At 74.8% G+C, this 26240-nt stretch carries 28 protein-coding genes; 17 read left to right on the forward strand and 11 right to left on the reverse strand.

Annotation, left to right across the window (positions count from 1 at the left end; translation table 11 throughout):
- The first annotated feature begins 1 nt into the window (after position 1).
- The gene (locus tag DMP15_RS07200) at positions 2 to 967 is read left to right on the forward strand and encodes a squalene cyclase (RefSeq protein ID WP_337825564.1); all 966 of its coding nucleotides are present in this window, start codon (positions 2 to 4) and stop codon (positions 965 to 967) included.
- Between the two features lie 56 nt (positions 968 to 1023).
- Here DMP15_RS07200 and DMP15_RS07205 read toward each other — a convergent pair whose 3' ends face one another.
- The 3 genes from DMP15_RS07205 to DMP15_RS07215 all read right to left on the reverse strand — a co-directional run bounded on the left by DMP15_RS07205 (position 1024) and on the right by DMP15_RS07215 (position 2553).
- Positions 1024 to 1557 (reverse strand): helix-turn-helix domain-containing protein, encoded by a 534-nt coding sequence (locus DMP15_RS07205; protein WP_337825565.1) that lies wholly within the window; start codon positions 1555 to 1557, stop codon positions 1024 to 1026.
- Between the two features lie 215 nt (positions 1558 to 1772).
- Positions 1773 to 2009 (reverse strand): MerR family DNA-binding transcriptional regulator, encoded by a 237-nt coding sequence (locus DMP15_RS07210; protein WP_073576356.1) that lies wholly within the window; start codon positions 2007 to 2009, stop codon positions 1773 to 1775.
- Between the two features lie 25 nt (positions 2010 to 2034).
- Positions 2035 to 2553, reverse strand: coding sequence for a DUF1097 domain-containing protein (locus tag DMP15_RS07215; protein ID WP_337825566.1), 519 nt, complete (start codon positions 2551 to 2553; stop codon positions 2035 to 2037).
- 234 nt (positions 2554 to 2787) lie between these two features.
- On the opposite strand from DMP15_RS07215, the gene DMP15_RS07220 reads away from it, so the two are divergent.
- On the forward strand, positions 2788 to 3966 hold the full coding sequence (locus DMP15_RS07220; protein ID WP_100878675.1) for a benzoate/H(+) symporter BenE family transporter: 1179 nt from the start codon (positions 2788 to 2790) through the stop codon (positions 3964 to 3966).
- A 42-nt stretch (positions 3967 to 4008) separates the two neighbouring features.
- Here DMP15_RS07220 and DMP15_RS07225 read toward each other — a convergent pair whose 3' ends face one another.
- Genes DMP15_RS07225 through DMP15_RS07240 form a run of 4 tightly spaced genes read right to left on the reverse strand, consistent with a single transcriptional unit; the run spans position 4009 to position 8056 of the window.
- Positions 4009 to 4281: an MSMEG_0570 family nitrogen starvation response protein gene (locus DMP15_RS07225; RefSeq protein ID WP_202416400.1), complete on the reverse strand. Its 273-nt coding sequence runs from the start codon at positions 4279 to 4281 to the stop codon at positions 4009 to 4011.
- 58 nt (positions 4282 to 4339) lie between these two features.
- Positions 4340 to 5605 (reverse strand): threonine ammonia-lyase IlvA, encoded by a 1266-nt coding sequence (ilvA, locus tag DMP15_RS07230; RefSeq protein ID WP_073576353.1) that lies wholly within the window; start codon positions 5603 to 5605, stop codon positions 4340 to 4342.
- A 22-nt stretch (positions 5606 to 5627) separates the two neighbouring features.
- The gene (locus tag DMP15_RS07235; RefSeq protein ID WP_083658765.1) at positions 5628 to 6374 is read right to left on the reverse strand and encodes a TIGR03089 family protein; all 747 of its coding nucleotides are present in this window, start codon (positions 6372 to 6374) and stop codon (positions 5628 to 5630) included.
- A gap of 17 nt (positions 6375 to 6391) precedes the next feature.
- The gene (locus DMP15_RS07240; RefSeq protein WP_083658764.1) at positions 6392 to 8056 is read right to left on the reverse strand and encodes an LCP family protein; all 1665 of its coding nucleotides are present in this window, start codon (positions 8054 to 8056) and stop codon (positions 6392 to 6394) included.
- Between the two features lie 414 nt (positions 8057 to 8470).
- Between DMP15_RS07240 and DMP15_RS07245 the strand changes: the two genes are divergently transcribed.
- Genes DMP15_RS07245 through DMP15_RS07270 form a run of 6 tightly spaced genes read left to right on the forward strand, consistent with a single transcriptional unit; the run spans position 8471 to position 14311 of the window.
- Positions 8471 to 9349 carry a glycosyltransferase family 2 protein gene (locus tag DMP15_RS07245; RefSeq protein ID WP_073576352.1) on the forward strand — a complete coding sequence of 293 codons (879 nt, stop codon included), beginning with the start codon at positions 8471 to 8473 and terminating at the stop codon, positions 9347 to 9349.
- 38 nt (positions 9350 to 9387) lie between these two features.
- Positions 9388 to 10458: a sugar phosphate nucleotidyltransferase gene (locus DMP15_RS07250; protein ID WP_073576351.1), complete on the forward strand. Its 1071-nt coding sequence runs from the start codon at positions 9388 to 9390 to the stop codon at positions 10456 to 10458.
- 11 nt (positions 10459 to 10469) lie between these two features.
- On the forward strand, positions 10470 to 11417 hold the full coding sequence (locus tag DMP15_RS07255; protein WP_301548999.1) for a DNA-3-methyladenine glycosylase family protein: 948 nt from the start codon (positions 10470 to 10472) through the stop codon (positions 11415 to 11417).
- 18 nt (positions 11418 to 11435) lie between these two features.
- Positions 11436 to 12434 (forward strand): 2-phospho-L-lactate transferase, encoded by a 999-nt coding sequence (gene cofD / locus DMP15_RS07260; RefSeq protein WP_073576350.1) that lies wholly within the window; start codon positions 11436 to 11438, stop codon positions 12432 to 12434.
- Positions 12427 to 13776, forward strand: coding sequence for a coenzyme F420-0:L-glutamate ligase (locus DMP15_RS07265; RefSeq protein ID WP_073576349.1), 1350 nt, complete (start codon positions 12427 to 12429; stop codon positions 13774 to 13776). Before cofD ends, DMP15_RS07265 begins: the two co-directional genes overlap by 8 nt.
- 4 nt (positions 13777 to 13780) lie before the next feature.
- Positions 13781 to 14311: an NUDIX hydrolase gene (locus tag DMP15_RS07270; RefSeq protein ID WP_073576348.1), complete on the forward strand. Its 531-nt coding sequence runs from the start codon at positions 13781 to 13783 to the stop codon at positions 14309 to 14311.
- Positions 14312 to 14318: 7 nt separating this feature from the next.
- Here DMP15_RS07270 and DMP15_RS07275 read toward each other — a convergent pair whose 3' ends face one another.
- Complete coding sequence (locus DMP15_RS07275) at positions 14319 to 15089, reverse strand: site-2 protease family protein (RefSeq protein WP_253068865.1); 771 nt, start codon at positions 15087 to 15089, stop codon at positions 14319 to 14321.
- A gap of 221 nt (positions 15090 to 15310) precedes the next feature.
- On the opposite strand from DMP15_RS07275, the gene DMP15_RS07280 reads away from it, so the two are divergent.
- On the forward strand, positions 15311 to 15601 hold the full coding sequence (locus DMP15_RS07280) for a WhiB family transcriptional regulator (RefSeq protein WP_083658828.1): 291 nt from the start codon (positions 15311 to 15313) through the stop codon (positions 15599 to 15601).
- Positions 15602 to 15694: 93 nt separating this feature from the next.
- Here the strand turns inward: DMP15_RS07280 and DMP15_RS07285 are convergent, their stop codons facing one another.
- Entirely contained in the window at positions 15695 to 16180 is a 486-nt protein-coding gene (locus DMP15_RS07285) for a metallopeptidase family protein (protein WP_208622973.1), read from the reverse strand.
- A 135-nt stretch (positions 16181 to 16315) separates the two neighbouring features.
- On the opposite strand from DMP15_RS07285, the gene DMP15_RS07290 reads away from it, so the two are divergent.
- The 5 genes from DMP15_RS07290 (at position 16316) to manA (ending at position 20811) form a co-directional block, all read left to right on the forward strand.
- Entirely contained in the window at positions 16316 to 16666 is a 351-nt protein-coding gene (locus DMP15_RS07290) for a DUF3499 domain-containing protein (RefSeq protein WP_020627719.1), read from the forward strand.
- 64 nt (positions 16667 to 16730) lie between these two features.
- A complete protein-coding gene (locus DMP15_RS07295; RefSeq protein ID WP_253068864.1) occupies positions 16731 to 18143 on the forward strand; it encodes a phosphomannomutase/phosphoglucomutase in 1413 nt (470 codons plus the stop codon).
- A 110-nt stretch (positions 18144 to 18253) separates the two neighbouring features.
- Positions 18254 to 18457 carry a Trm112 family protein gene (locus tag DMP15_RS07300; protein WP_020627721.1) on the forward strand — a complete coding sequence of 68 codons (204 nt, stop codon included), beginning with the start codon at positions 18254 to 18256 and terminating at the stop codon, positions 18455 to 18457.
- Complete coding sequence (locus DMP15_RS07305; RefSeq protein WP_179761883.1) at positions 18454 to 19572, forward strand: SIS domain-containing protein; 1119 nt, start codon at positions 18454 to 18456, stop codon at positions 19570 to 19572. The genes DMP15_RS07300 and DMP15_RS07305 overlap by 4 nt, the downstream gene beginning before the upstream one ends.
- Before the next feature lie 27 nt (positions 19573 to 19599).
- Entirely contained in the window at positions 19600 to 20811 is a 1212-nt protein-coding gene (gene manA / locus DMP15_RS07310; RefSeq protein WP_337825567.1) for a mannose-6-phosphate isomerase, class I, read from the forward strand.
- A gap of 107 nt (positions 20812 to 20918) precedes the next feature.
- Here manA and DMP15_RS07315 read toward each other — a convergent pair whose 3' ends face one another.
- Positions 20919 to 22160 carry an FAD-dependent oxidoreductase gene (locus DMP15_RS07315; protein ID WP_337825568.1) on the reverse strand — a complete coding sequence of 414 codons (1242 nt, stop codon included), beginning with the start codon at positions 22158 to 22160 and terminating at the stop codon, positions 20919 to 20921.
- 107 nt (positions 22161 to 22267) lie between these two features.
- Between DMP15_RS07315 and DMP15_RS07320 the strand changes: the two genes are divergently transcribed.
- Positions 22268 to 22858 carry a TetR/AcrR family transcriptional regulator gene (locus DMP15_RS07320; protein WP_253068343.1) on the forward strand — a complete coding sequence of 197 codons (591 nt, stop codon included), beginning with the start codon at positions 22268 to 22270 and terminating at the stop codon, positions 22856 to 22858.
- Here DMP15_RS07320 and DMP15_RS07325 read toward each other — a convergent pair.
- The gene (locus DMP15_RS07325; protein ID WP_100878662.1) at positions 22852 to 23355 is read right to left on the reverse strand and encodes an Lrp/AsnC family transcriptional regulator; all 504 of its coding nucleotides are present in this window, start codon (positions 23353 to 23355) and stop codon (positions 22852 to 22854) included. The two genes, DMP15_RS07320 and DMP15_RS07325, sit on opposite strands and share 7 nt — an antisense overlap.
- Before the next feature lie 95 nt (positions 23356 to 23450).
- On the opposite strand from DMP15_RS07325, the gene ald reads away from it, so the two are divergent.
- Both ald and DMP15_RS07335 read left to right on the forward strand, forming a co-directional pair.
- On the forward strand, positions 23451 to 24551 hold the full coding sequence (ald, locus tag DMP15_RS07330; protein WP_100880663.1) for an alanine dehydrogenase: 1101 nt from the start codon (positions 23451 to 23453) through the stop codon (positions 24549 to 24551).
- Positions 24552 to 24644: 93 nt separating this feature from the next.
- Entirely contained in the window at positions 24645 to 26180 is a 1536-nt protein-coding gene (locus tag DMP15_RS07335; protein ID WP_337825569.1) for an amino acid permease, read from the forward strand.
- Positions 26181 to 26240 lie beyond the last annotated feature (60 nt).

A 26240-nucleotide genomic window follows, 5' to 3' on the forward strand; every position in this document is an offset into this window, starting at 1 on the left:
CATGGACGGGGCCGTCGTGGACCGCGCACTGCTCGACCGGCTGCTCGACACCGACCCGGCGTTGCGCTGGCAGGTCGAGCGCGACCTGGCGGGTGCGCCTCCCGAGGTGTGGGAGGCCACCCGCGCCCGCGTCGCGGCCGAGGGGATGGGCGCGCGGCTGCTCGCCCGCCAGCACTCCGACGGCACCTGGGCGAACGGGGCGTACTTCCCGGCCGCACCGTCCACGGTGGAGGGGCAGCCGTGGGCGGCGACCACCTGGTCGCTGAACGCGCTGCGCGAGTGGGGCCTGGACCCGGCGGCGCTGGCGGGCACGGCGGAGAAGCTCGAGTCGTGCCGCTGGGAGTACGACGACCTGCCCTACTGGGACGGTGAGGTCGACGTCTGCATCAACGCGTTCACCGTTGCCAACGGACTGTGGCTCGGCCGCGACATGGACGCCCTCGCCGCGTGGTTCGCCGAGCACCGGCTCGCCGACGGCGGCTGGAACTGCTTCTGGGTGGACGGCGCGCAGCGGTCGTCGTTCCACTCCACGCTGAACGCGCTGTACGGGCTGCTCGCCCACGAGCGGGCCACCGGTGGCACCGCCGCGACGCGGGCCGCCCGCCGGTCGGGTGAGGAGTACCTGCTCACCCGCGGTCTGCTGTACCGGCTCTCGACCGGCGAGCCGGTGGCGCTCGAACGGGACCCGGCCGAGCTCGCCTACCCGTTGCGCTGGCGGCACGACGTGTTGCGCGGCACGGAGTACTTCCGCCTCGCCGCCGCGCTCGACGGGGTCCCGCCCGACCCGCGGCTCGCTGACGCCGTCGTGGCGCTGCGCGCGTCGCGACGGCCGGACGGGCGCTGGGTCCAGGGCGTCCGCGACCCGGGTGAGATGTGGTTCGAGGTGGACGTGCCGCCGGGGGAGCCGTCGCCGTGGCTGACCCTGTACGCCACCCGGGTGCTCGCCTGGTGGGACGCGGCGGCCTGACGATCAGTGCATGAGCGCGGTACGGGGCCGCGCGGACCGCGCCCAGGTGCTGGTGATCATGGACGCGGCGGGGTGCGGATGACGAGCACAGCCGCGGCCGGTGCCCCGGCGAGGGCGGTGTAGGTGTGCTCGCCGTCGGCGGGCCAGCGGGTGGTCTCGCCGGTGCCGAGGTCGGCCTCGCGCCCGCTGCGTCCGGCCCGGACGGCACCGCGGGTGACGAGCAGGTGCTCCACCACCCCCGGACCGTGCCCGGGGGACACGTGCACCGCCTCCGGGACGAGGGCCAGGGCGTACACCTCGACGGTGCCGTGGTGGTCGGTGGCCGTCTCCAGCAGGCGCGCGGTGATACCGGGGCCGGCGACCTCGGCCCCGGGGTGGTCGGCGAGCAGCCGCGACAGCGGTACGCCCAGGGTGTCCGCGAGCGCATAGAGGGTGGAGAGGGTGGGGTTGCGGCTGCCGTTCTCGATCTCCGACAGCGAGCCCTTGCCGATCCCCGCCTGCTCCGCGAGCGCTCCGAGGGACAGACCGCGTGCGGTCCGGGCCGTCCGCAGCCGTGCGCCGACGGCCGTCCGCAGCGCCCCGTCGTCCACCGGGCGACTGTAGCCGGGGCCGGGTCGGCCGCAGGGCCCCGTGCCCGCGCCACCCGGGCCGAACCACTCGGCCGGGCCACCCGGGCCGGGCCACTCGGGCCGGGCCACTCGGGCCGGGCCACTCGGGCCGGGCCACTCGGGCCGGGCCACTCGGGCCGGGCCACTCGGGCCGGGCCACTCGGGCCGGGCCACTCGGGCCGGGCCACTCGGCCGCGCTACCCGGACGGGGTGCCCGGGCGACGTGGGGGACCGGGTGTCCCGGGGTCGCGCACCGCGGTCGCCGCGGAGAAGCGTGCCGGGAGCGCCGTGACCTGGTCCCGGAGATCGTCGAGGTCCCAGAGGTCACGGCCGTCCGGCTCCCGGAAGGCCGGTGTCACCAGGCCGGCCCTGGCCCAGCGGTGCAGTGCCCGCGGGCTCAGGGCCAGTCTGGTCGCGGCCTCGCCGGTGGTCACCAGTCGCACCGGGCGCCGCCGCCGGTCAGGCCGCGGCGGGTGCCGCGGTGCGGGCGGTCAGGCGGCCGACGACCAGGCTGCAGCCGTAGCCCAGCACGACCGAGCCGACCACGAACGACAGCAGCATCACCGTGAACGGGCCGGTGGGCAGCGAGAAGTCGGTGCCCGACGCCCCGCTGAGCAGGCCGAACGCCGCCGTGGTGGCGAACCCGACGACCGAGCCGGGCACGAACCCGAGCTGCGGCACGAGCGCACCGAGGATGAACACCGCGGTCATCCCGCCGATGATCAGGCCCAGCAGGGCGGGGTTCGTGGTGAGCCCGGCCAGGACCAGCATGACGGTGCCGGTGACGATCCCCCAGATGTTCGTGGCGAGGGCGGTGACCAGCGCGGGCCGGTCACCGCCCGCCGCGAAGAACGTCGCGGCACCCAGGAACGTCGCCGGTACGAACAGGCCGAGCCCGGAGAGCGGACCGAGGTAGAGGTAGGCGATCACCGCCCCGGCGACGCCGATCACCAGGGCCAGAGCGACGGGCAGCTTCATGAGACGGGCCTTCCGGTAGAGCCGCGCCCGACGGGTGCGGCGGCCCACGCAGGATGGGGCGCCGCCGGTGCCCGTTCCAAGATCGCCGGGCCGGACGTCACCGCCTGTTTTCCGGACGACACGGTTCGGTCATCTTTGGTCGGGTCGGCGGCGCCCCGTGTATCGGCTGCAGAACATCCTGCTTACCGCCCGGGGTGGGTTCTGTTTACAGAACGATGCGGTTAGGGTGAGGCCGTGGATCGTTCCTGGGCGCAACCGGTGTCGGTCGGTGTCGTCTCCGCGGTGATCGGGGTGACCAGCTCGTTCGCCGTCGTCCTCGCCGGGCTGACGGCGGCCGGTGCCGACCCGGCGCAGGCCGCGTCCGGGCTGGTGGTGCTCACCGCGCTGATGGGGGTGGCGACGATCTGGCTGTCCCGCCGGTTCCGCCGCCCGCTGACGGTCGCCTGGTCCACCCCCGGCGCGGCGTTGCTGGCCTCCACCGGAGCCGTCGCGGGTGGGTGGCCCGCCGTGGTCGGCGCGTTCGTCGTCGGCGGTCTCCTCATCGTCGCGACCGGGCTCGTGCGCCCGCTCGGGCGGCTCGTCGGCGCGATCCCGGCGCCGATCGCGCAGGCGATGCTGGCCGGTGTGCTCCTGCCGCTGTGCCTGGCGCCGGTCCGTGCGCTGGTCGAGCGGCCGCTGCTGGTGGCGCCGATCGTGGTCCTGTGGGTCGTCCTGTCGCGGTTCGCGCCGCGCTGGGCGTCCCCGGCCGCGTTCGGGCTGGCCCTGGTGATCGTCGTCGTTCTCGCCGACGGCTGGTCGTGGCTGCGCCCGCCGGAGATCACCCTCACCGTCCCGGCCTTCTCGGTCGCGGCCCTGGTGGGGGTCGCGCTGCCGCTCTGGGTGGTCACGATGGCCTCGCAGAACGTGCCCGGCGTCGCGGTGCTCGCCGCGGCGGGCTACCCCGTCCCCTGGCGCCACGCGATGGTGCTCACCGGCGCCGGGACGGTCCTCGGGGCCCCGGCCGGTGCGCACGCGATCAACCTGGCCGCGATCACCGCGGCGCTGCCCGCCTCGCCCGAGTCCCACCCGGACCCGGCGCGACGCTGGGTCGCCTGCCAGGCCAACGGCGTCGCCTGCCTGCTGCTGGCCCCGCTCGCGACGACGATGGCCGCCCTGGTCGCGGCCGCGCCGCCCGGGGTCGTGGAGTCCGTCGCGGGGCTCGCCCTGCTCGGGACGTTCGGTGCCGCGCTCGCCGGGGCCCTCGCCGTCGCCGACCCGACGCCGGATCCGGCCGTCGCGCGGGTGCCCGCGGCCGCCGCGTTCCTGGTCTCGGCGGCCGGGGTCACGATCGCCGGGATCGGCGGGGCGTTCTGGGGGCTGCTCGCCGGGGTGGCGCTGCACCTGGTGCTGCGGCGGCGCCCGGCCGCCGCGTGACGCCGCGCCGCGGCCGCCGCATCACCGCAGGACCCGGCGGCGTCAGCGGCGGAAGCCCTCCACCCGCACCTCGTCGGTCGGGGCGAACCGGCCCGCGGCCGCGTCGATGAGCGCGATCGTCCGCGCCGACTGCGCGCAGCCGAACCCGTACTTCGCCCGCACCCGCGCGTCGGCGATCTCCATGCAGGTGCGGCTGCGCGTGACGAACTCGGCCACCGGGTAGGTCGTGCCGGTGTCCAGGTGTTCGGTCACCACCAGCGACGGCGAGTAGTAGCTGACCTCGGTGCCGTCCGGCCAGCGGACGTCGAACATCATCTCGGGCACGGTCGTGCACGGTAGGCGGCCCGGATTGCCGCCGTGTTGCGCGCGGCGTCTACAGGATGAAGCCGAACAGCGGGCTGTCCGGCGGGATCGGCTCGATGTGCGGGGGAGCCTCCTGCATCCGCTTGAGCAGCGCGGGCAGGTCGTCCGGCGAACCCAGCTCGATGCCGACCAGGGCCGGGCCGGTCTCCCGGTTGGAGCGCTTGGTGTACTCGAACAGGGTGATGTCGTCATCCGGGCCGAGGACGTCGTCGAGGAACCGGCGCAGCGCGCCCGGCTCCTGCGGGAACTCGACGAGGAAGTAGTGCTTGCGGCCCTCGAAGACCAGGGCGCGCTCGACGATGTCGGCGTAGCGGGAGACATCGTTGTTGCCGCCCGAGAGCAGGCAGACCGTCGTGGCGTCGCGGGGGATGTCGAGCCGGTCCAGCGCCGCGGGGGACAGCGCGCCCGCCGGCTCGGCGATGATCCCGTCGGACTGGTAGAGCGCGAGCATCTCGACGCAGATCCGGCCCTCGGGCACCGCGAGCAACTCCACGCCCGCGTCGCGCACCACGTCGAAGGTGGCCGCGCCGACCTTGCGCACGGCGGCGCCGTCGACGAACGGGTCCAGCGATCCCAGGTCGACCGGCTCGCCCGCGGCGACCGCGGCCGCCATGCTCGCCGCCCCGGCGGGCTCGACGCCCACGATCCGGGTCGACGGCGCGTGCTCGCGCAGGTAGGTGATGGCCCCGGCGAGCAGTCCACCGCCACCGACCGGCACGACCAGCACATCCGGCGGGTCGGCCAGCTGGGAGACGATCTCGCGGGCGATCGTGCCCTGGCCCGCGACGGTGCGCGGGTCGTCGAAGGCGGGCACCTGGGTGGCACCGGTGGAATCGGCGTCGGCGCGGGCGGCCGCGGCGGCCTCGTCGTAGGTGTTGCCGACCACCCGCACCTCGACGGCGTCGCGGCCCAGCCGCGCGACCCGGTCCCGCTTCTGGCGCGGGGTCGTGCCGGGCAGGTACACCCGCCCGGTCACGCCGAGGCGCTGGCAGGCGAACGCGACGCCCTGGGCGTGGTTGCCGGCGCTGGCACAGACGACGCCGGCGAGACGGTCGGCCTCGGGCAGCTGCGCGATGAGGTTGTAGGCGCCGCGGATCTTGTACGAACGGACCGGCTGCAGGTCCTCGCGCTTGACCCAGACCTCGCCGCCGAGCGCGTCGGACAGGCGGGGGTTGAGCTGCAGCGGGGTCGGGCCGATGACGGCGCGGAGCCGGGCCGCCGCGTCGTCGACGTCCCGGGCGCTCACAGAGGGGGTCACGGTCGACCAGGGTGTCATGACCCCCGCACGGGGTCGCCGCTCACCCCAGGCGCAGGGTGACCCGCTCGGACTCCGCGCGGCGGTCGAGGGTCGCCGGGTCCTCGGCGGCGTTCACGGTCTGGACCAGCGAGGCCCCCGCCGCGAGGACGGCGAGCAGCCCGTCGCGCAGGCCGTCCGCGCTGTCCCACCCGGTGCTCGACAGCACCCGGGCGCCCGCGGTGATGCCGAGTGCGTCCGCACGCTCCCGGGCCGCGGCCAGGACCTGCTCTCCGCTCGCGCCGTCCCAGGCCGGGGCCGCGCCGTCCACCGGGTCCCACGGGACGAACTCGTCGCCGTGCACCCGCACCTCGGTCGCGAAGTCGACGGTGCCACCGGGGAGGTCGCCCAGGCCGCGGCCGAAGAAGTCCAGCGAGAACGCGACGACCGTGCCCGCCCCGGCCGCGAGCGCCACGTCGAGCCGCGCCGCGTCGGCGAGCACGACGTCCGCGCCCGCCGGGTCGCCGATCAGCTCCGCGCCGCAGGACCACACGGCCAGCAGCGCGGCGACGGTCTGCCAGTGCGCGGGCAGCAGCGCCGCGACCCGGGTGCCCGGCTCGACGTCGACCTCGTCGCGCAGCAGGTTCGCCGCCTTCGCTGTCCAGTTCGCGGTGGTCGTGCCGGACAGCTCGGTCCGCTCGCCGGTCGCGTCGTCGTAGTGGGTGACCAGCGGTCGCGGGGCGGCGGCGCCGAGCGCCGGGCCGAGCAGCGCGTCGGTGAGGAACAGGCCGGAGCCGAAGACGGTGTCCATCACGCCGGAACGCTACGTCAGTCGATGCAGGGGACCCCGCCCGCGGTGATCGGCGGGGTCGAGGGAGCCGGGGCGGCGGCGGGCGCGGCCGCCGCGGAGGTCGACCGGCCGCCGTTCGCGCGGTCGGTGCCGAGCAGCACCTGGACCCGGCCCTGGGCGACGGCGTCGGACTGCTCGACGCCGATGCCACCCAGCGCCTCGGCGACCCGGCGGGCGGCGGCGTCGCCGTCGGCCTGGCTGTAGCGGACCACCGAGGTGGTGCGGTCCGGGGCGTTGCCGACCTCGCCGGGGGTGAACCCGGTGCGGCCCAGGGTGTCGGCGACCTGCGCGGCCAGCCCGGTCACCCCGGACCCGTTCGCCACGTCGGCCACGACCGGCGCCGCCGCCTCCGTGGAGGTCGCGGGCGCCTCCTCGGGCTCGGGGTCGGTGTGGTGGGCGACGAAGTCGCGGACCTCGGCGGGGTCGACGAGCAGCACGTCCTTGCCGCGGGTGGTCTCCGGGCCGCCGGTGGGGATGGTCAGGAAGTCCATCCTCCCGGCCGCGATCGACGACGCCTCGCGGGCGAAGCCGAGCAGGTCCCAGCCGCTGTCGATGACGACCGACTGCTGGATCACCTCGATGAGCGCTCCGAGCTTGGTCGGGTCGGTGAGCGTGCCCGAGGACAGGACCTTGTTGGCGACCGCGGCGAGGAACACCTGCTGACGGTTGATACGCGACAGGTCCCCGCCGGCGAGCCCGTGCCGCTGCCGGACGAACGCGAGCGCGTCGGCACCGGAGATCGTCTGCGGGCCTGCGGGGAAGTCGGCGCCGGAGAACTCGTCCCTGGCCGGGGCCTTGAGACAGACGTCGACGCCGCCGACGGCGTTGGTGAGGTTGTAGAAGCCGAGCAGGTTGACCTCGGCGAAGTGGTCGATGGCCAGCCCGGTGAGGTCCTGCACGGTGTCGATCAGGGCCTGCCGACCGGCCTGCGACGAGTCCTGGTCGATCTGCCGGGGGTCGCGCACGCCCTCGGCGACCAACCGGGACGCGGTCTCCGCCTTCGTCTGCGGGTAGGCGGCGTTGATCTTGTTGCGGCCGATCCCGGGGATCGACACCTCGGAGTCGCGCGGGATGGAGAACGCGGTCGCGCTGCCGCCGTCGGCGGGCAGGTGCACGACGATGATCGTGTCGGAGTTGAGGACGCCGGACTCGGCGCCGCTGCGCAGCTGGGCCAGGACGTCGGCCGGCAGCGGGTTGCCCTGCGCGTCGGTACGGCTGTCCACGCCGACCAGCAGGATGTTCTGCTCGCCGCCCGCGGAGCCGCCGAACAGCAGGTTCGTCGTGGTGATGCCGCCGGTGACGTCGCGGTAGAAGGTCCACACGGCGCCGGTGAGCAGCACCGTCAGCGCCGACAGCACGGCGACGGCGACCCGCAGCCGGGCCAGCAGCCCGCGGGCCCGGGGCGGTCCTCCGCCGGTGCGCCCGCCCCGCGCCGGGTACGGGGGGTGCTCGTCGGGGCCGGTCGCGGTCCCGGCCCGGCTCCAGCCCGCGGAGCCCGCGGGGCGTCCGCGTGCGGCGCCGGTGTCCGGGCGGACCCGGGGCGAGCGGGACCGGTCGCCGGGGGCGGCGGGGCGGCCGGACCGTCGCGCCGCGGCGCGCTCGGCGGCCGACGGGCGGGAGCGGTCCCGGTAGCCCTCGCCCATGCTCGCTCCCCTCGGGGTCCGTCTCGTCCGCGCCGCTGCGTCTCACCCGGACGGGGGAGTCCGGTGAACCCGAGCACGGCTCGTGCGTCTCTGGGACCGGACACCCCGGTCGGGGACCAGGGTGCAGCATCCGGGCCCCCGCGGTGGGTCGTACAGGCCTGCGTGTCGGGTTGCTCGCCCGGTCGTCGTAGGGGGTCGGGACTTGAGGGTGACACACGGGTACGGCGTGTCGTCGCTGCTCGGGGACGGTCCGAACGTTGGAGTGAGGGTATCGCGATCATGGTCGCGGTGACGGAGTGTGATCTTCGCGGGCGCGAACGGGCGGTGCCGGACGGAGCCGCCGGGCGCGGGTGTGCCCGTGCTGACTAGGTTGCGGGACATGCGCGGGGTGGACGAAAAGGACGGGGAGGCCACGTGACCGACGACGCACGGTCCTACGGCGACGGGGTCGCCGTCGTCACGGTGACCTACTCGCCGGGCGCGCTGCTGGACACCTTCCTCGACTCGCTGCGGGGCGCGACGACCCGCACGGACGTGCCGGTCGTCCTGGCCGACAACGGATCCGTCGACGGCGCCCCCGAGCGCGCGGCCCGCGAGCGCGACCACGTGACGGTCCTGCCGATCGGGGAGAACGTCGGCTACGGTGCCGCCGCCAACCGCGGCGTGGCCTCGCTGCCCGACCGATACGGCTGGGTCGTCGTCGCCAACCCGGACCTGGAGTGGGGTGCCGGTTCGCTGGACATCCTGCTCGACGCCGGCCGTCGCCACCCCCGGGCCGGGTCGCTCGGCCCGCTGATCCGCGAGCCGTCCGGCGAGGTCTACCCCTCGGCGCGCGAGGTGCCGTCGCTGACGGCCGGGGCGGCGCACGCCGTGCTGGCCCCGGTCTGGCCGGGCAATCCCTGGACGGCGGCCTACCGGCGCAGCCGGGAGGACCTGACGGAACGCGCGGCCGGCTGGCTGTCCGGGTCGTGCCTGCTCCTGCGGCGCACCGCGTTCGACTCCGTCGACGGTTTCGACCCGCGCTACTTCATGTACTTCGAGGACGTCGACCTGGGGATGCGGCTCGGTCTCGCCGGATGGCGAAACGTGTACGTCCCCGGCGCCGATGTCGTACACGTGGGCGGAGCGTCCACGGGCAAGCCGGAGGTGTCGGCACGGATGCTCGCCGAGCACCACCGCAGCGCCTACCGCTACCTGGCCGACCGCCACCGCGGTCCGGTGCACGCGCCGCTGCGTGCGGCCCTGCGCGCCGGCCTGGCCGTGCGCTCGGGTCTGCTGCGGCGGACCGGCTGAGCGCGAACGAGAAGAAAGAACCTGAGGGGGAACCTGCGTTGCAGGACGTCGAGGCGGTCGTGCTGGTCGGGGGCAAGGGCACCCGGCTGCGGCCACTGACCCTGTCGGCGCCCAAGCCGATGCTGCCGACGGCGGGGGTGCCGTTCCTGGCGCATCTGCTGTCGCGGATCCGCGAGGCGGGCATCCGGCGGGCGGTGCTGGGGACGAGCTACCTGGCCGAGACCTTCGAGGAGCACTTCGGCGACGGCTCGTCGCTGGGGCTGGACCTCACCTACGTCACCGAGACCGAGCCGCTGGGCACCGGCGGGGGCATCCGCAACGTGGCCGGCAAGCTCTCCGCCGAGCACGTCATGATCTTCAACGGCGACGTGCTGGCGGGCACCGACCTGACCGCCGTCGCCGACACCCACCGCAGCACCGGTGCCGACGTCACGCTGCACCTGGTGCGGGTGCAGAACCCGCGGGCCTTCGGCTGCGTCCCCACCGATCCGACCGGCCGGGTGCTGGAGTTCCTCGAGAAGACCGAGGACCCGCCGACCGACCAGATCAACGCCGGGTGCTACGTCTTCCGCCGCGAGGTCATCGACACCATCCCCGAGGGCAGGCCGGTGTCGGTGGAGCGTGAGACGTTTCCCGACCTGCTCGCCTCCGGGGCGCACGTGCAGGGCCACGTCGACGTCGCCTACTGGCGCGACATGGGAACCCCCGGCGACCTGGTGCACGGCTCGGCGGACCTGGTCCGCGGGGTCGCGCCCTCGGCGGCGCTGCCCGGGCCGACCGGCGAGTCGATGGTGCTGGAGGGGGCCGAGGTGGCCTCCGACGCGTTCGTGTTCGGCGGGACGACCGTCGGCCGTGGCGCCCGGATCGGCTCCGGCGCCCGGGTCGAGGGCTCCATGCTGTTCGACGGCGCGATGGTGCAGGCGGGCGCGGTCGTGGAGAACTCGGTGATCGGGGCCGGTGCGGTCGTCGAGGAGGGCGCGAGCGTCCGCGACACCGTGGTCGGCGACCGGGCCGTGATCGGCGCGCACTGCGAGCTGCGGCACAACATGCGGGTGTGGCCGGACGTCACGCTGCCGCCCCACGGGGTCCGGTTCTCGCCCGACGTGTGACCATCGGGGGCGTGGACACGGCCGCCGTGGTGGTGGACCGGGAATGGCGGCCGCCGTTCCCGCTCGACCTGTACGGCGTCCTCGCCCCGCTGCGCCGCGGCCGCGGCGACCCCACCTGGCGCACCGCCGTCGACGGTGCCGTGATCTGGCGGGTCTCGACGACGCCGGCCGGCCCCGCCACCGTCGCGATCCGCCGCCGCGCCGACGGCGGTCCGCACGGCACCGTGCGCGCGACCGGCTGGGGGCCGGGCGCGGCCTGGGAGGTCGACCGGCTGCCGTCGCTGCTGGGGGCCGACGACGACCCGTCGGCCTTCGTGGCGCACCACCCGCTCGTCGCCGACGCGCACCGGCGCCGTCCCGGGCTGCGGCTGGGCTCCACCGGCCGGGTGTGGGACGCGCTGCTGCCCGCGGTGCTGGAGCAGAAGGTCACCGGCACCGAGGCGCACCGCTCGTTCCGCGAGCTCGCGTGGCGGTTCGGGTCGCCCGCACCGGGCCCGGCCGGGGTGGTGCCCGCCGGCATGCGGGTGCCGCCGACACCCGGGCAGATCCGCGCGGTGCCGGAGTGGGAGTGGCACCGGGCCGGCGTCGACCACGCCCGGCGGACGGCGATCCTGCACGCCGCCGTCGTCGCCCACCGGCTGGAACGGGCCGCCGAGCTGGGCGGGGAGCAGGGCCGGGTGCTGCTGCGCCGGGTCCGCGGCATCGGGGTGTGGACGGCCGCGGAGATCGCCCAGCGCGCCTGGGGCGACCCGGACGCGGTCAGCTTCGGCGACTTCCACGTGCCCAACACCGTCGGCTGGGCGCTGCTCGGGCACGACCTCGACGACGCGGGGATGCTCGAGGTGCTCGCTCCCTACGTGCCGCAGCGCCAGCGCGCGGTCCGCTACATCGAGGCGTCCGGGTTCCGCCGTCCCCGGTTCGGGCCCCGGTTCTCCCCGCGCGACTACCGCTCGTTCTGACCGACGTAGGGTCGCCGTGTGAAGGTCACCGTTCTGGTCGGCGGCGTCGGCGGAGCCCGCTTCCTGCAAGGCGTGAAGCACGCGCTCGGACTGCCCCCCGTGGGGTCGGGCGAGTCCGCGCACGAGGTCACCGCCGTGGTCAACGTCGGCGACGACATCTGGCTGCACGGGCTGCGGGTCTGTCCGGACCTCGACACCGTCATGTACACCCTCGGCGGCGGCATCGACGTCGAGAAGGGCTGGGGCCGCTCGGACGAGACGTGGTCGGTCAAGGCCGAGCTGGAGGCCTACGGCGCCGAGGCGACCTGGTTCGGGCTGGGCGACCGCGACGTCGCCACCCACCTCGTCCGCACCCGGATGCTGCGTGCCGGCTACCCGCTGTCCCAGGTCACCGAGGCGCTCTGCCACCGCTGGCAGCCCGGGGTGCGGGTGCTGCCCGCCTCCGACGACCGCGTCGAGACCCACGTCGTGATCGACAACCCGGACCCGGCCGCGGTCGAGGAGACCCCGCAGGTCGCGATCCACTTCCAGGAGTGGTGGATCCGGCACCGGGCCGCCCCGAAGGCGTACCGCTTCGCCTCGGTCGGCGCCGACCAGGCCGCGATCCTGCCCGACGCCCGGGCCGCGATCGCCGGGGCCGACGTCGTGCTCGTCGCCCCGTCCAACCCGGTGGTGTCGATCGGCACGATCGTCTCGGTCCCCGGGATGGCCCAGGCCCTCGCGGCGACGCCCGCGAAGGTCGTGGGGCTGTCCCCGATCGTCGGCGGGGCGCCGGTGCGGGGCATGGCCGACGCCTGCCTGACCGCGATCGGCGTCGAGACCAGCGCCGAGGGCGTGGGCCGGCACTACGGCGGCCGCGGCGAGGGCGGACTGCTCGACGGCTACCTGGTGCACACCGGCGACGCCGCGACCGTGCCCGGCGCGACCGTGCGCGAGGTGCCGCTGCTGATGACCGACCACGACGCGACCGCCGCCATGGCCCGCGCCGCGTTCGAGCTGGCGGGCGTCGGTGTCTGAGGGTTTCCCCGACCACGCGTCGCAGCGGCTGGAGATCATCGGAGTCCCGGGGCTTCCGGAGTTCCGCCCCGGCGACGACCTCACCGCCGCGCTGGCCGAGCGGATGACCTGGCTGCGCGACGGCGACGTCGTGGTGGTCACCAGCAAGGTGTTCTCCAAGGTCGAGGGCAGGCTGGTGCCTGCCCCCGCCGACGAGGAGGAGCGCGACGCGCTGCGCCGCAGGCTGGTCGACCAGGAGACCGAGCGGGTGGTGGCCCGCAAGGGCCGGACGCTGATCGTGGCCGGGAAGCTCGGCATCGTGCAGGCCGCCGCGGGCATCGACGGCTCCAACGTCCGCCGCGACGAGCTCGCCCTGCTGCCGGCCGACCCGGACGCCAGCGCGGCCGGGCTGCGCGCCGGGCTGCGGGAGCGGCTCGGGGTCGAGGTCGGCGTCGTCGTCACCGACACGCTGGGGCGCAGCTGGCGGGTCGGCCAGACCGACATCGCGATCGGCTCGGCCGGACTGCCGGTGCTGCACGGCTACTCCGGCGCCGTCGACGGCCAGGGCAACGACCTGGTCGTCACCGAGATCGCCGTCGCCGACGAGATCGCCGCGGCCGCGGACCTGGTGAAGGGCAAGCTCGGCGGGCTGCCGGTCGCGGTGCTGCGCGGCGCGGCCCTGCCCGACGACGGCTCGACCGCCCGTGACCTGATCCGGCCCATCGAGGAGGACCTGTTCTGGCTGGGCACCGAGGAGGCGATCGCCCGCGGGCGCAGCGAGGCGGTCCTGCTGCGTCGCAGCACCCGGGACTTCGCCGACGAGCCGGTCGACGACGACGCCGTGCGCCGCGCCGTGGGCGTCGCGCTGACCGCGCCCGCGCCGCACCACAGCACCCCGTTCCGGTTCGTGTGGCTGCGTGACGCGGCGCGGCGCACCGCGGTGCTCGACGCGCTGCGCGAGCGCTGGCGCGCCGACCTGGTCGCCGACGGGCGCCCGGCCGACGAGGTGGAGCGTCGCCTCGCCCGCGGGGACCTGCTGCGACGCGCCCCGGAGCTGGTGCTGGCGTTCCGGTCCACCGCGGGGATGCACGGCTACCCGGACCCGGCCCGGGACGCCGCCGAGCGGGACATGTTCACCGTCGCCGGCGGGGCGGCGGTGCAGTCCCTGCTGGTCGCGCTGGCCGCGGAGGGGCTGGCGTCCTGCTGGGTCGGCTCGACGATCTTCGCCGCGGACGTCGCCCGCCGGGTCCTGGACCTGCCCGACGACTGGGCGGCGCTCGGTGCGGTCGCCGTCGGCGTGCCGGCCGAGCCGATCGCCCCGCGCGCTCCCCGACCGGCCGGCGACGGCCTGCTGGAGCTGTGAGCCCGTGGTGGCCACGGCGACGGCCGCCCGCGAGCTGGGCGCCTGGACACCGCGCGACCCCGGCCAGCGGGCCCTGCAGCACGCGCTGCTGGCCTTCCTCGACGCGCGCCCCGACGACGCCTGCGACCGCTCCTGCGTGCCCGGGCACCTCACCGCGTCGGCGCTGCTGCTCGACGCGGGCGGGGACCACACGCTGCTGACCCTGCACCCGCGGGTGGGCCGCTGGATCCAGCTGGGCGGGCACTGCGAGCCGGGCGACGACTCGCTGCGCGCCGCGGCGCTGCGCGAGGCCACCGAGGAGTCCGGGATCGACGGCCTGGAGATCGACGAGCACCCGCTGCACGTCGACGTCCACCCCGTCACCTGCTCGCTCGGGGTCCCGACCCGCCACCTGGACGTGCGTTACCTGGTGCGCGCCCCCGCGGGCGCGACGCCGCGGATCAGCGACGAGTCGCTGGACCTGCGGTGGTGGCCGGTGGACGCGCTGCCCGCCGACGACGACACCGTCGCGACGATGGTCGCCGCCGCCCGCTGAGCCGGGCTCAGAGGTTGCGCCAGAAGAACATCGCGGAGTATCCGAGCCGGAACAGCTCCTGGTTCCCGCCGGCGGCGCCGAACAGCAGCTGGGTGGCGGCGAAGAACAGCGCGCTCACCCCGGGCACGAACAGCAGCAGGGCGAGCAGCACGAACGGTGCCCAGGGCCGGACCCGCTCGCCGAGGCGCCGAGCCGGCGCGGACAGGTACGGCTCCAGCGCCCCCCAGCCGTCGAGGCCGGGCACGGGCAGCATGTTCAGCACGAACGCGATGATCTGGAAGTACGCGAGCGCGGACAGCCCGGCCGCCACCGGCAGCGGCATCCCCGGGAACGCGGCCACCGTGATGATCAACACGATGCCGAGGGCCAGGTTCGCCGCGGGGCCCGCCAGCGAGACCGCGCTGCGCCGGGCCCGCGACCGCAGCGCCCACTGGTTGATCCACACCGCCCCGCCGGGCAGCGGTAGCCCGCCGATCAGCAGGATGATCAGCGGCAGCACCAGGGACAGGCCGGGGTCGGCGTAGCGCCGCACGTCGAGGGTCAGGTATCCCTTCGCCGCGACCGAGGTGTCCCCGCCGCGATAGGCGGTGATGGCGTGCCCGTACTCGTGCAGGCACAGCGACACCACCCAGCCGCCGAGCACCAGGACGAAGATCCCGGAGGTCGCCAGGACCCCCGATCGGGTGGGGACGGCGGCGGCGGCGAGAACGCCACCGAGAAGGGTGACGCCGAGGATCAGCAGGAACCAGGGGCTGATGCGGCGTGTCAGGGACGGCACGTACCCATACTCCATGTCGGAGGAAACGCCCGCGCGCGACCCTTCACTCAATCGGCAGAGCCGGCTTGCACAGAGCGAGTGTCAGCGCTGTACTTACAGCGGTGTCATTCGCCAGTGCGTTGCGGGGAGGTGGGCGAGTGGACGACGTCGAGGGGTTCATGCGGATGCTGCGGCCGGTGGAGGCCGAGCCGGTGGGCACGGTCGAACGGCCCGATCACGAGATGGCCGACTACGACCAGGTCGCCCAGATCCTGGACCTGAAGGGTCTGCTGGACGACGGTTCCTCCGAGGAGGTGCCGGACTGGCAGGAGCGTGCGCTCTGCGCGCAGACCGACCCGGAGGCGTTCTTCCCCGAGAAGGGCGGCTCCACCCGTGAGGCCAAGCGCATCTGCTCCGGCTGCGAGGTCCGGGCCGAGTGCCTGGAGTACGCGCTGGCCCAGGACGAGCGTTTCGGCATCTGGGGCGGGCTGAGCGAGCGGGAGCGCCGTCGCCTCCGCCGCGCCGCCGTGTGAGACTCCGCGGGGGGAACAGGAACACGAGGGCCGGTCGCCGTCACGGTGACCGGCCCGTCGTCGTCCTCGGGCCGTGTCGCCCCGCGGGGGCGCTCAGCCGCCGTCGACGGCGTCGGGCTCGATGTTGAGGTACTCCGCGACCTGCTCGACGAGCACCTCGTGCACGAGGTCGGCGAGGTCCTCGCCGTTGCGTGCCCTGGCCTCGAGCGGGCGGCGGTAGAGCACGATCCGCGCCCGGGTCGGCATCCCGGCGGAGTCGACCCCGGCCGGCACGAGGTGCGCCAGCGGGACGCCGACGTCGGCCAGCACCCCGGTGCCCCACACGATCTCGTCGGGCGACGTGCGGTCGACCGACGGCACGTCGTCGACGGCGAGGTCGAGGTCGACCAGCTCCGGGCCCCAGCGCGCCTCGATCGGTTCGAGCGCCTCCAGCACCTTCGCGTCGAAGCGTTCGGCGCGGGTGCGGAAGGCCGGCGTCGACACCGGGTACATCAGGCCGCGCAGGCCGCGTCCTCGCCGGTCCCGCCGGCGCGGGCTGCGCGGCGACCGGCGGTCGTTCTCGGGACGAGCGGTGGGCACCAGGGCATTCTAGGACCCCCGCGCCCCACCCGGGGGTGACCCGCGACCGCGGCGGGCGGACCGTCCGCCGAGCGGGGTGCGCGTCGCAGTGCGGCGGCGGGCCCGTGACGGGCTATCGTCGGCGACGTGTTGAGTGTGCGGAGATGTTCACGGACGGGCTGCACCGAGCTCGCCGTCGCCACGCTCACCTACGTCTACGCCGACTCGACCGCCGTCGTCGGCCCGCTGGCCACGCAGGCCGAGCCGCACTCCTACGACCTCTGCACCGGGCACGCGCACAACCTCACCGCCCCCCGCGGGTGGGAGGTCGTCCGGTTCGAGGGCGAGTTCGCCCAGCCCCAGCACAGCGGCGAGGACCTCACCGCCCTCGCCGATGCCGTCCGCGAGGCGGGTCGGGTGGACCGGCCGGTCGAGGTGGTCGCACGGCCCGGTGGCACGGGGCGGCGCGGGCACCTGCGGGTGCTCCCGAAGCCCGAGGACGGCTGAGCCGCCCCACGGGGTGAGGAGACCTGCGCGGACGGGTGACACGGCTGCGCTAGGGTCGTGCGTCGTGCCCGACCTCTCGGCGATCGTGAAGGCCTACGACATCCGCGGTGTCGTCGGCGACCAACTGGACGAGCCCACCGCGCGCGCACTGGGTGCGGCGACGGCGCGGCTCGTGGCGGGCGACGACCCGGCGCCGTCGGCGGTGGTCGTCGGGCGGGACATGCGGGACAGCTCGCCCGCGCTCGCGGCGGCGTTCGCCGACGGGGTGACCGGGCAGGGGCTCGACGTCGTCGACATCGGGCTCGCGAGCACCGACATGCTCTACTACGCCTCCGGCACGCTGGACCTGCCCGGCGCGATGTTCACCGCGAGCCACAACCCGGCCGCCTACAACGGCATCAAGCTGTGCCGCGCCGGCGCCGTCCCGGTCGGCCAGGACTCCGGCCTCGCGACGATCCGCGACGAGGCGGGCCGCTTCCTCGACTCCGGGGTCCCCGAGGTCCCGTCGCCCGGTGCCGTGCGCACCGAGGACATGCTCACCGGCTACGCGCGCTACCTGCGCGGCCTGGTCGACCTGACCTCGCTGGACGCCTCGCCGGAGCTGACCGTCGTCGTCGACGCCGGGAACGGGATGGGCGGGCACACCGTCCCGACCGTGTTCGACGGTCTGAACGTGCGCGTCGTGCCGCTGTACTTCGAGCTCGACGGGAACTTCCCGAACCACGAGGCGAATCCGCTGGACCCGGCGAACCTGGTCGACCTGCAGAAGCGGGTCGTCGCCGAGGGCGCGGACCTCGGCCTGGCCTTCGACGGCGACGCCGACCGCTGCTTCGCCGTCGACGAGCGGGGCGAGGCGGTGAGCCCCAGCGCCATCACCGGGCTGGTCGCGGCCCGTGAGCTCGTACGGGCGCACGCGGCGGGGGAGTCCGACGTCGCCGTCATCCACAACCTGATCACCTCGCGGGCGGTCCCCGAGCTGGTCGCCGAGCACGGCGGCCGCGCGGTCCGCACCCGGGTGGGCCACTCGTTCATCAAGCAGACGATGGCCGAGACCGGCGCGGTGTTCGGCGGCGAGCACTCCGCGCACTACTACTTCCGCGACTTCTGGAAGGCCGACTCCGGCATGCTCGCGGCGCTGCACCTGCTGGCCGCGCTCGGCGAGCACCGGGCGGCCGCCGCCGGTGCGACGGTGTCCGGGCTGATGGCGGGCTACGACCGCTACGCCGCCTCCGGGGAGATCAACTCGACGGTCGACGACCAGGCCGCGCGGGTCGCCGAGATCGAGGGCGTCTTCGGCCCGCGCGACGGCGTCGAGCTCGACCGGCTCGACGGCCTGACCGTCTCGCTTCCGGACGGATCGTGGTTCAACCTGCGGGCCTCGAACACCGAGCCGCTGCTGCGGCTCAACGTCGAGGCGGCCGACGACGCGGCCGTCCGTGCCCTGGTGGACGAGGTGCTGGCGGTCGTGCGCGCCTGATCGCGCGGCCCCGCACACCTGCGGTGATGGCGTCCGTACCCGGTCGGCTGCCGCGGAGTGTCGGTACCGGGTGGCAGCATCGAGAGCGCGACATGACGACGAGGAGAACCGTGGCCCTACAGCTCGACCCCCAGCTGCTGGAGATCCTGGCCTGCCCGTGCGACGCGCACGCGGTACTGACCCCGGGTGAGGACCGACTGACCTGCACGGCGTGCGGTCGCGCGTTCCCGGTGACCGACGGGATCCCGGTGCTGCTCCTCGACGAGGCGCTGCCCGGGACCGGGCCGGCGGGGGACGGACGGGACGACGGGTGAACGGGGTGCTCGACGACACGCTGCTGGCCGATCCCGAGGGGCTGGCGGCGCGGGACACCACGGGCGTCCTGCGGGCCGCCGCGACCGCGGGCGCCCAGGTCCGCTCCGCCCTCTACACCGCGGGCCAGGCCGGGCTGGACCGGCTGCGCGGGCACCGTCCGCGCGCGCTGGTGCTGCTGCGCCGGCCCGGTGTCTCCGGGGTGGTGGCCGACCTCGTCACGGCCCTGCTCACCGACCGCTGCCCGGTGCCGGTCGTGACCGCCGAGCGGCTGCCGGGCTGGATCGGGCCGCTGGACGTCGTCGTCGCGCACTCCGCGGACCCCACCGACCCGGAGCTGGCCGAGTCGGTCGCCGTCGCGGTGCACCGCGGCGCCGAGGTCGTGCTGTCCGCGCCGGACTCCGGGCCGGTCGCCCAGGCCGGCGCCGGGCGCGCCCGGCTGGTCGAGCCGCGCATCCCGCTGCCCGAGGGGCTCGGGTTCGCCCAGGCGCTGACCGTGGCGCTGGTCGCCGTCGCCGAGCTGGACCTGCTGCCCGGGATGCGCAGCGAGGAGGTCCCGGCCCGGCTCGAGGCGCTCGCCGACGCGCTGGACGCCGAGGCCGAGCGCTGCCAGCCCGCGCACGAGCCGTTCGTGAACCCGGCGAAGGCGCTCGCGTTGCGGCTGGCCGAGCGGACGCCGCTGCTGTGGGGCGTGGACCCCGCCGCCGCCGCGGTGGCCCGGCACGGCGCGCTGGCGCTGGCCACCCACGCCGGTGTCGTCGCGCACGCCGACGGGCTCGCGCAGGCGGGCACCCTGGCCGGTCTGCGCGTCGCCGTCGACCTGTCCGAGCGGGGCGGGGGCGACATCTTCCACGACCCGTTCGACGACCCGGCCCCCGGTGGCGACGCGCCACCGCCGCGGCTGGTGCTGCTCGGCACGGGGGAGGAGGACCCGCAGTCGGTGAGCCGCCGGGTGCTCGGCAGGGAGTGGCCGAACGCCGACCTGGCACACCCGGTCGACGAGATCCCGCGCGGCACCCGCGACGCGGCGCTGCTGCGGGCCGGTGTGCTCGCCCTGCGCGCCGACATCGCCGCCGTGTACCTCGGCCTGGCGACCGGCGCCACCCTGATCACCTGACCCCGCGCACCTGACACCGGGAGACCCGTGGAACTGCTGGAGAACCCGATCCGCACCTACGCGTGGGGCTCGCGGACGGTCATCGCCGAGCTGCTCGGCGAGCCCGTCCCGTCACCGCACCCGCAGGCGGAGCTGTGGCTGGGCGCGCACCCGGCCGCCCCGTCGACGGTCGGCGGGGGCACCCGCCCGCTGCACGAGCTCATCGCCGCCGACCCGGTCGCCGCGCTGGGCCCGGGCCGCGACCGCTGGGAGGGACGGCTGCCGTTCCTGTTGAAGGTGCTGGCCGCCGAGGAGCCGCTGAGCCTGCAGGCCCACCCGAGCCTGGAGCAGGCCCGTGAGGGCTGGGAGCGGGAGAACGCCGCGGGGATCGCGGTGGACGCGCCGGACCGCAGCTACCGCGACGCCCACCACAAGCCGGAGCTGATCTGCGCGCTGACCGAGTTCGTCGCGCTGGTCGGGTTCCGCGAGCCGGCCCGCACGGTGGAGCTGCTGCGCGCCCTGGACGTCCCCGAGCTCGCCGCCTACACCGAGCTGCTGGCCGGCCAGCCGTGCCCGGACGGGCTGCGCGCGCTGTTCACCACCTGGATCACGCTGCCCCAGTCGGTGCTCGACGGGCTCGTCCCGGCCCTGCAGGACGGTGCGGTCCGGCTGCTGGAGCGCGGCACCGCCCAGGAGTGGACCGGCGAGGCGAAGACCGCGCTCGACCTGTCCGAGCGCTACCCCGACGATGCGGGCGTGCTCGCCGCGCTGCTTCTCAACCGGATCACCCTGGCCCCCGGCGAGGCGCTGTTCCTGCCGGCCGGGAACCTGCATGCGTACCTGTCCGGGGCGGGCATCGAGGTGATGGCCAACTCCGACAACGTGCTGCGCGGCGGGCTGACGCCCAAGCACGTCGACGTGCCGGAGCTGCTGCGCGTCCTCGACTTCACCGCCCCGCCGCCGCCGGTCCGCGCCCCGGTCGCCGACCCCGGCGCCGACGGCTGGCACCGCTACGACGTGCCGGTCGAGGAGTTCCTGCTCCGCCGCGCGGTCACCGACGGCCGGGACAAGCTCGACGTCCCCGGCACCGGCGCCCGCATCCTGCTGTGCGTCGACGGTGACGCCGCGGTCGACGCCGGCGGCGTCACCGTCGAGCTGCCCCGCGGTCGCGCGGTGTTCCTCTCCGCGGCCGACAGCGGCGCCGTGCTGACCACCGGCGAGGACGGGGCCACCGTCTTCCTGTCCGGCGACGCGCTGTAGCCCACCTGCTCTGACCCGCTCCAGCCGCCGCCGTCCAGCGCTCCGGCCCGTCGGGCTGCACGCCGCCGGGTGGTGGCCCGCCGCGCTGCAGGCCACCGCGTTCCGGCTCACCCGGTCCGGCGGGCCGCGGCGGGGTCGGCCCCTCCGGCGTCGCTGTGCGCCCCGGTCGCGGCCATCGCCTCGGCGAACACCGCGACCGGGTCGGCGGCCGCCTCCGCCGAGAAGAAGCGCTCCAGCCCCTGCGCCGCGCCGGCGGCGTTGTGCTCCGCCCGCGGGAACATCGTCGCCTCGTAGCGGGCGACCGCGCCGGTGAGGTCGTGCGGGGTCGCCGCGACCTCGCGGGCCAGGTCGGCGGCGTCGAGCATGGCCGAGTTGGCGCCCTGCCCGGAGAACGGCGACATCAGGTGCGCCGCGTCGCCGATGAGCGTGACCCCCGGGACCGGGTCCCAGCGGTGCCCGACGGGCAGCATCTCCAGCGGCCGCTCGACGATCCGGTCGTCGGCCCGGACGATCAGCTCGCGCAGCTCGGGGGCGAACCCCGCGAACGCGGTGAGCAGCACGGCGCGGGCCGCGGCCGGGTCGTCGAGCACCCCGGCGGTGGTGGTGAGGCCGTGCACGGCGGCCCAGCCGGGCGGACGGCGGAACCCGGCGTAGACGCGGGCCGAGCCGTCGCCGAGCCGCTGGCAGAACAGGGCCCGCCCGGTGGTGCGGGTGGTCATCCCCCCACGTCCGACGAGCGCCTCCAGGCCCGGGAACGACGCGGGCGTGACCCGCAGCTCGACGAAGGTCACCCCGGTGTAGGACGGCGTCGCCGCCGACAGCAGGGGTCGCACCCGCGAGCGTGCCCCGTCCGCCCCGACGACGAGGTCGGCCGTGAGGTGCTCCCGCGTGCCGGGGCCGGTGCCGTCGGGTGGTCCGGCGAGCACGGCGTCGAGCCCGCCGTCGTCACGGTGCTCGACACGGTCCAGCCGCGTGCCCCAGCGCACGGTGCCGGGGGCCAGGGACCCGAGCAGCAGCGCACGCAGGTCACCGCGGTCGATCTCGGGGTTGAACAGCTCGCCGGGGGCGGCCCGCTCGTCGAGCAGGACCGAGCCGTCCGGGGCGAGCATCCGCATGTCCTGGCCCTCGGGCCGGGACACGCGCAGGAACTCCTCCAGCAGCCCGGCGGCAGTCAGCGCGACCTGGCCGCTGTCGCGCTGCATGTCCAGGGTGCCGCCCTGGTCGCGGGTGGTGATGTCGGCCTCGCGTTCGAGCACGGTGACGGCGATGCCGTGGCGCTGCAGGACGCGGGCGAGGGTCAGTCCGCCGGGTCCGGCTCCGGTGACGAGGACGCGCGGTGGGGTGGTCATGGTGGCCTCCGGGTGGGGAGTGCGAGTGGGTCGGCCACGACTGTAGGTGAAGTCGATTGAAAAGTGGAGTGACTACACTTTCAGAGTGACTGCGCTAATCTGTCGTCGTGACCACGCCCGGACGCCGCGAACGCAAGAAGGCCGCCACCCGCCAGGGCATCGCGGACGCCGCACTGCGCCTGTTCCTCGATCGGGGCTTCGACGAGGTGACCGTCGCCGAGATCGCCGAGGCCGCGGACGTCTCGGTCACCACGCTGTTCAAGCACTTCGGCAGCAAGGAGGCGTTGCTGTTCGACGAGGACACCGAGCAGGAGTCCGAGCTGGTGGCCGCGGTGCGCGACCGCGCGCCGGGCACCGATGTCGTCGACGGGCTGTACGCCTGGCTGCTCGCGCGGGTCGACGGCCCGCCCGCCGCGCGACGGCCGTCGGCGGCCGAGCTGGAGCGGTTCCGCGAGCTGACCGACGCGGCACCGAGCCTGCGCGACCACGCGCGCCGGATGTGGGCCCGGCACGAGGCGGCGCTGGCCGCGGCACTCGCGGCGGACGCCGGGCGCGCCGAGCCGGCACCGGCGGACCGGGTGCTGGCGCACGTCGTCGTCGGGATCCCGCCGCTGCTGCGCGAGCAGGCGGGCCGGGCCCGCGAGCACCTCGACGCGGCGTTCGCCCTGCTCCGCCACGGCTACGACGGGGCTCAGTAGGTGTCGGGTGCCCGGTGGTGCTCGAAGATCAGCGATGTCCGGGTGCCCGCGACCTCCGCCCAGGCGTTGAGCGTCCCGACCAGGTCACGCAGTGCCACGGTGTCGGCGGTCGCAACCCGGATCATGTAGTCGTCGTCGCCGGCGAGGAAGTAGACGTCGCGAACCTCGGGGCGGCGGGACACCCGGGTCACGAACTCGGCGAGCCGGTCGCGGGCGTCGGACTGCAGGCGGACCGAGATCATGGCCTGCAGGGGGTGGCCGGTCGCCGCCGGGTCGACGTCGGCGTGGTAGCCGCGGATCACCCCGTGCTCGCGCAGCGCCCGGATGCGGCCGAGGCACGTCGACGGCGCGATCCCCGCGCCCGCGGCGAGTGAGTTGTTCGGTGTGCGGGCGTCCCGTTCCAGCTGGCGCAGCAGGGCCCGGTCGACCCCGTCGAGCCGAACAGGGTTCGACGGTGACGGCCTGATCCGCCGCGGCTCCGAAGATTCATCGTTCACGAAGGCCCTCCGAGAATCTTGTTCAGTTCTGTTGGCACACTATCGATGTTTCTTCACCATTGACGCAGTTGGCGGGCCGAGTGGAGGAGAAGGACATGCGTGTCGCAGTGCCGAAGGAGACCAAGGACAACGAGTTCCGGGTGGCGCTCACGCCCGCCGGGGTGCACGAGCTCGTCGGGCGGGGGCACGAGGTCGTCGTCGAGCACGACGCCGGCGCCGGGTCCGCGATCTCCGACGCCGACTTCAAGGAGGCCGGGGCGCAGATCGTGTCCGACACCGCCGAGGTGTGGGGCTCGGCCGAGCTGCTGCTCAAGGTGAAGGAGCCGATCTCCTCGGAGTACGGCCACCTGCGCCCGGACCTGACGCTGTTCACCTACCTGCACCTGGCCGCGTCGCGCGCCTGCACCGACGCACTGCTGTCGGCGGGGACGACCTCCATCGCCTACGAGACCGTCACCGACTCCCGTGGCCGGCTGCCGCTGCTCGCCCCGATGAGCGAGGTCGCGGGCCGGCTCGCCCCGCAGGCCGGCGGTTACCACCTCATGCGCTCGGCGGGCGGGCGCGGCATGCTCCTGGGCGGCGTCCCGGGCGCGCCGGGCGCCGACGTCGTCGTGCTCGGTGCCGGGGTCGCGGGGGCGAACGCCATCGCCATCGCCGCCGGCATGCGCGCGACGCTGACCGTGCTCGACGTCGACGTGGACAAGCTCCGCGTGATCGACGAGCAGTACGCCGGTGCCGTGCGCACCCAGTACTCCACCGCGCTGTCCGTGCGCGAGGCGGTGACCGGTGCCGACCTGGTGATCGGCGCGGTGCTGCTGCCCGGGGCCAAGGCGCCCACCCTGGTGTCGAACGAGCTCGTCTCCCAGATGCGGCCCGGCGCCGTACTCGTCGACATCGCGATCGACCAGGGCGGATGCTTCGAGGACTCGCGGCCCACCACCCACGCCGACCCGACCTACCGGGTGCACGACACCGTCTTCTACTGCGTCGCGAACATGCCCGGTGCGGTACCGCACACCTCGACCCGCGCCCTCACCAACGCGACGCTGCCCCACGTGCTGCGCCTGGCCGACCAGGGCTGGCGGGCCGCGACCGAGGCCGACCCGCACCTCGCCGCGGGCCTGTCGACCCATCACGGCGTGCTCCTCTCCGAGGAGGTCGCGCAGGCCCACGGGCTGGAGCGCGGGACCCTCTGAGGCCGGACGTGTCCTTGCGCAACCGCATCGTGACCTCAAATCCGCGTTGCATGGCGTGACGCAGACCGCATCGCGGACGTAGTTTCACCGCTCATGACGGTCACGAGCCGTGGTGGCGGCATGTTCCGCACCAAGACGGTCGAGCAATCCATCCGGGACACCGACGAACCGGACACCCGGCTGAAGAAGGACCTGGGGACGATCGACCTGATCGTCTTCGGGGTCGCGGTGGTCATCGGCGCCGGCATCTTCACCCTCGCCGCCAGCACGGCCGGCAACATCGCGGGACCCGCGGTGTCGCTGTCGTTCGTCTTGGCCGCGGTGGCGTGCGGTCTGGCGGCCCTCTGCTACGCGGAGTTCGCCTCCACGGTGCCGGTCGCCGGCAGCGCCTACACCTTCTCCTACGCCACCCTGGGCGAGTTCATCGCCTGGATCATCGGCTGGGACCTGGTCCTGGAGTTCGCGGTCGGCTCGGCCTACGTGTCGAAGGGCTGGTCGGAGTACCTCGCCCAGACCCTCGGCCTGATCGGCATCGAGGTCTCGACCTCGTTCGAGCTGGGGAGCTTCTTCTCCTTCGACTGGGGTGCGCTGCTGCTCGTCGTCGTCCTGGCGTTCCTGCTCTACCGCGGCACGAAGCTGTCCAGCAGGGTCAGCCTGGTGATCACCACGATCAAGGTCGCGATCGTGCTGTTCGTGATCATCCTGGGCGCCTTCTTCATCAACGCGGCGAACTACACCCCGTTCGTCCCGGAGCCCACACCCGGCACCGTCGAGACGGGCACCGGCATCCAGCAGTCACTGCTGTCGTTCTTCGGGGGCGCCTCGTCGAGCGTCTTCGGCGTCTACGGCGTGTTCGCCGCCGCCGCGATCGTGTTCTTCGCCTTCATCGGCTTCGACGCCGTCGCCACGACCGCGGAGGAGACCAGGAACCCGTCGAAGGCGCTGCCCCGCGGCATCCTCGGCTCGCTCGCGATCGTCACCGTGCTCTACGTCGCCGTCGCGCTGGTGATCACCGGCATGGTGCCCTACACCGATCTGGCCACGAAGCCCGACGGCACCCGCGCCACGCTGGCCACGGCGTTCGCCTCGCTCGGCATCAACTGGGCGGCGACGATCATCGCCGTCGGCGCGCTGCTCGGCCTCACCACGGTCGTCATGGTGCTGATGCTCGGCCAGATCCGCGTCATCTTCGCGATGTCGCGCGACGGGCTGCTGCCGACCGCGCTGGCGAAGACCAACCGCTTCGGCACCCCGGGCCGGGCCACCTGGCTGATCGGTGTCGTGATCGCCCTGGTCGCGACGTTCTTCCCGGCCCAGGACCTCGAGCAGATGGTCAACATCGGCACGCTGTTCGCGTTCGTGCTGGTCTCGATCGGCGTGGTGGTCCTGCGCCGGACCCGGCCCGACCTGCCGCGCGGCTTCCGCACCCCGCTGGTGCCGCTCGTGCCGATCCTGGCCGTGCTCGCCTGTGTCTGGCTGATGCTGAACCTGTCGGTCGAGACCTGGCTGCGGTTCGTCATCTGGATGGTCATCGGCGTGATCGTGTACTTCGCGTACTCGCGGAAGAACTCGATCCTCGGCCGCCGCGAGCGCGGCGACCTCCCCGCCCAGGCGACCTCCTCGGACTGAGACGGCCCCCGACACGGATCGACCGGTACCTGACCGGTGTCACGGCGCGGCCGGGCAGCG

The organism is Pseudonocardia sp. UM4_GMWB1 (genome assembly GCF_017312155.1).
In the GTDB taxonomy this organism is placed as follows: domain Bacteria; phylum Actinomycetota; class Actinomycetes; order Mycobacteriales; family Pseudonocardiaceae; genus Pseudonocardia; species Pseudonocardia alni.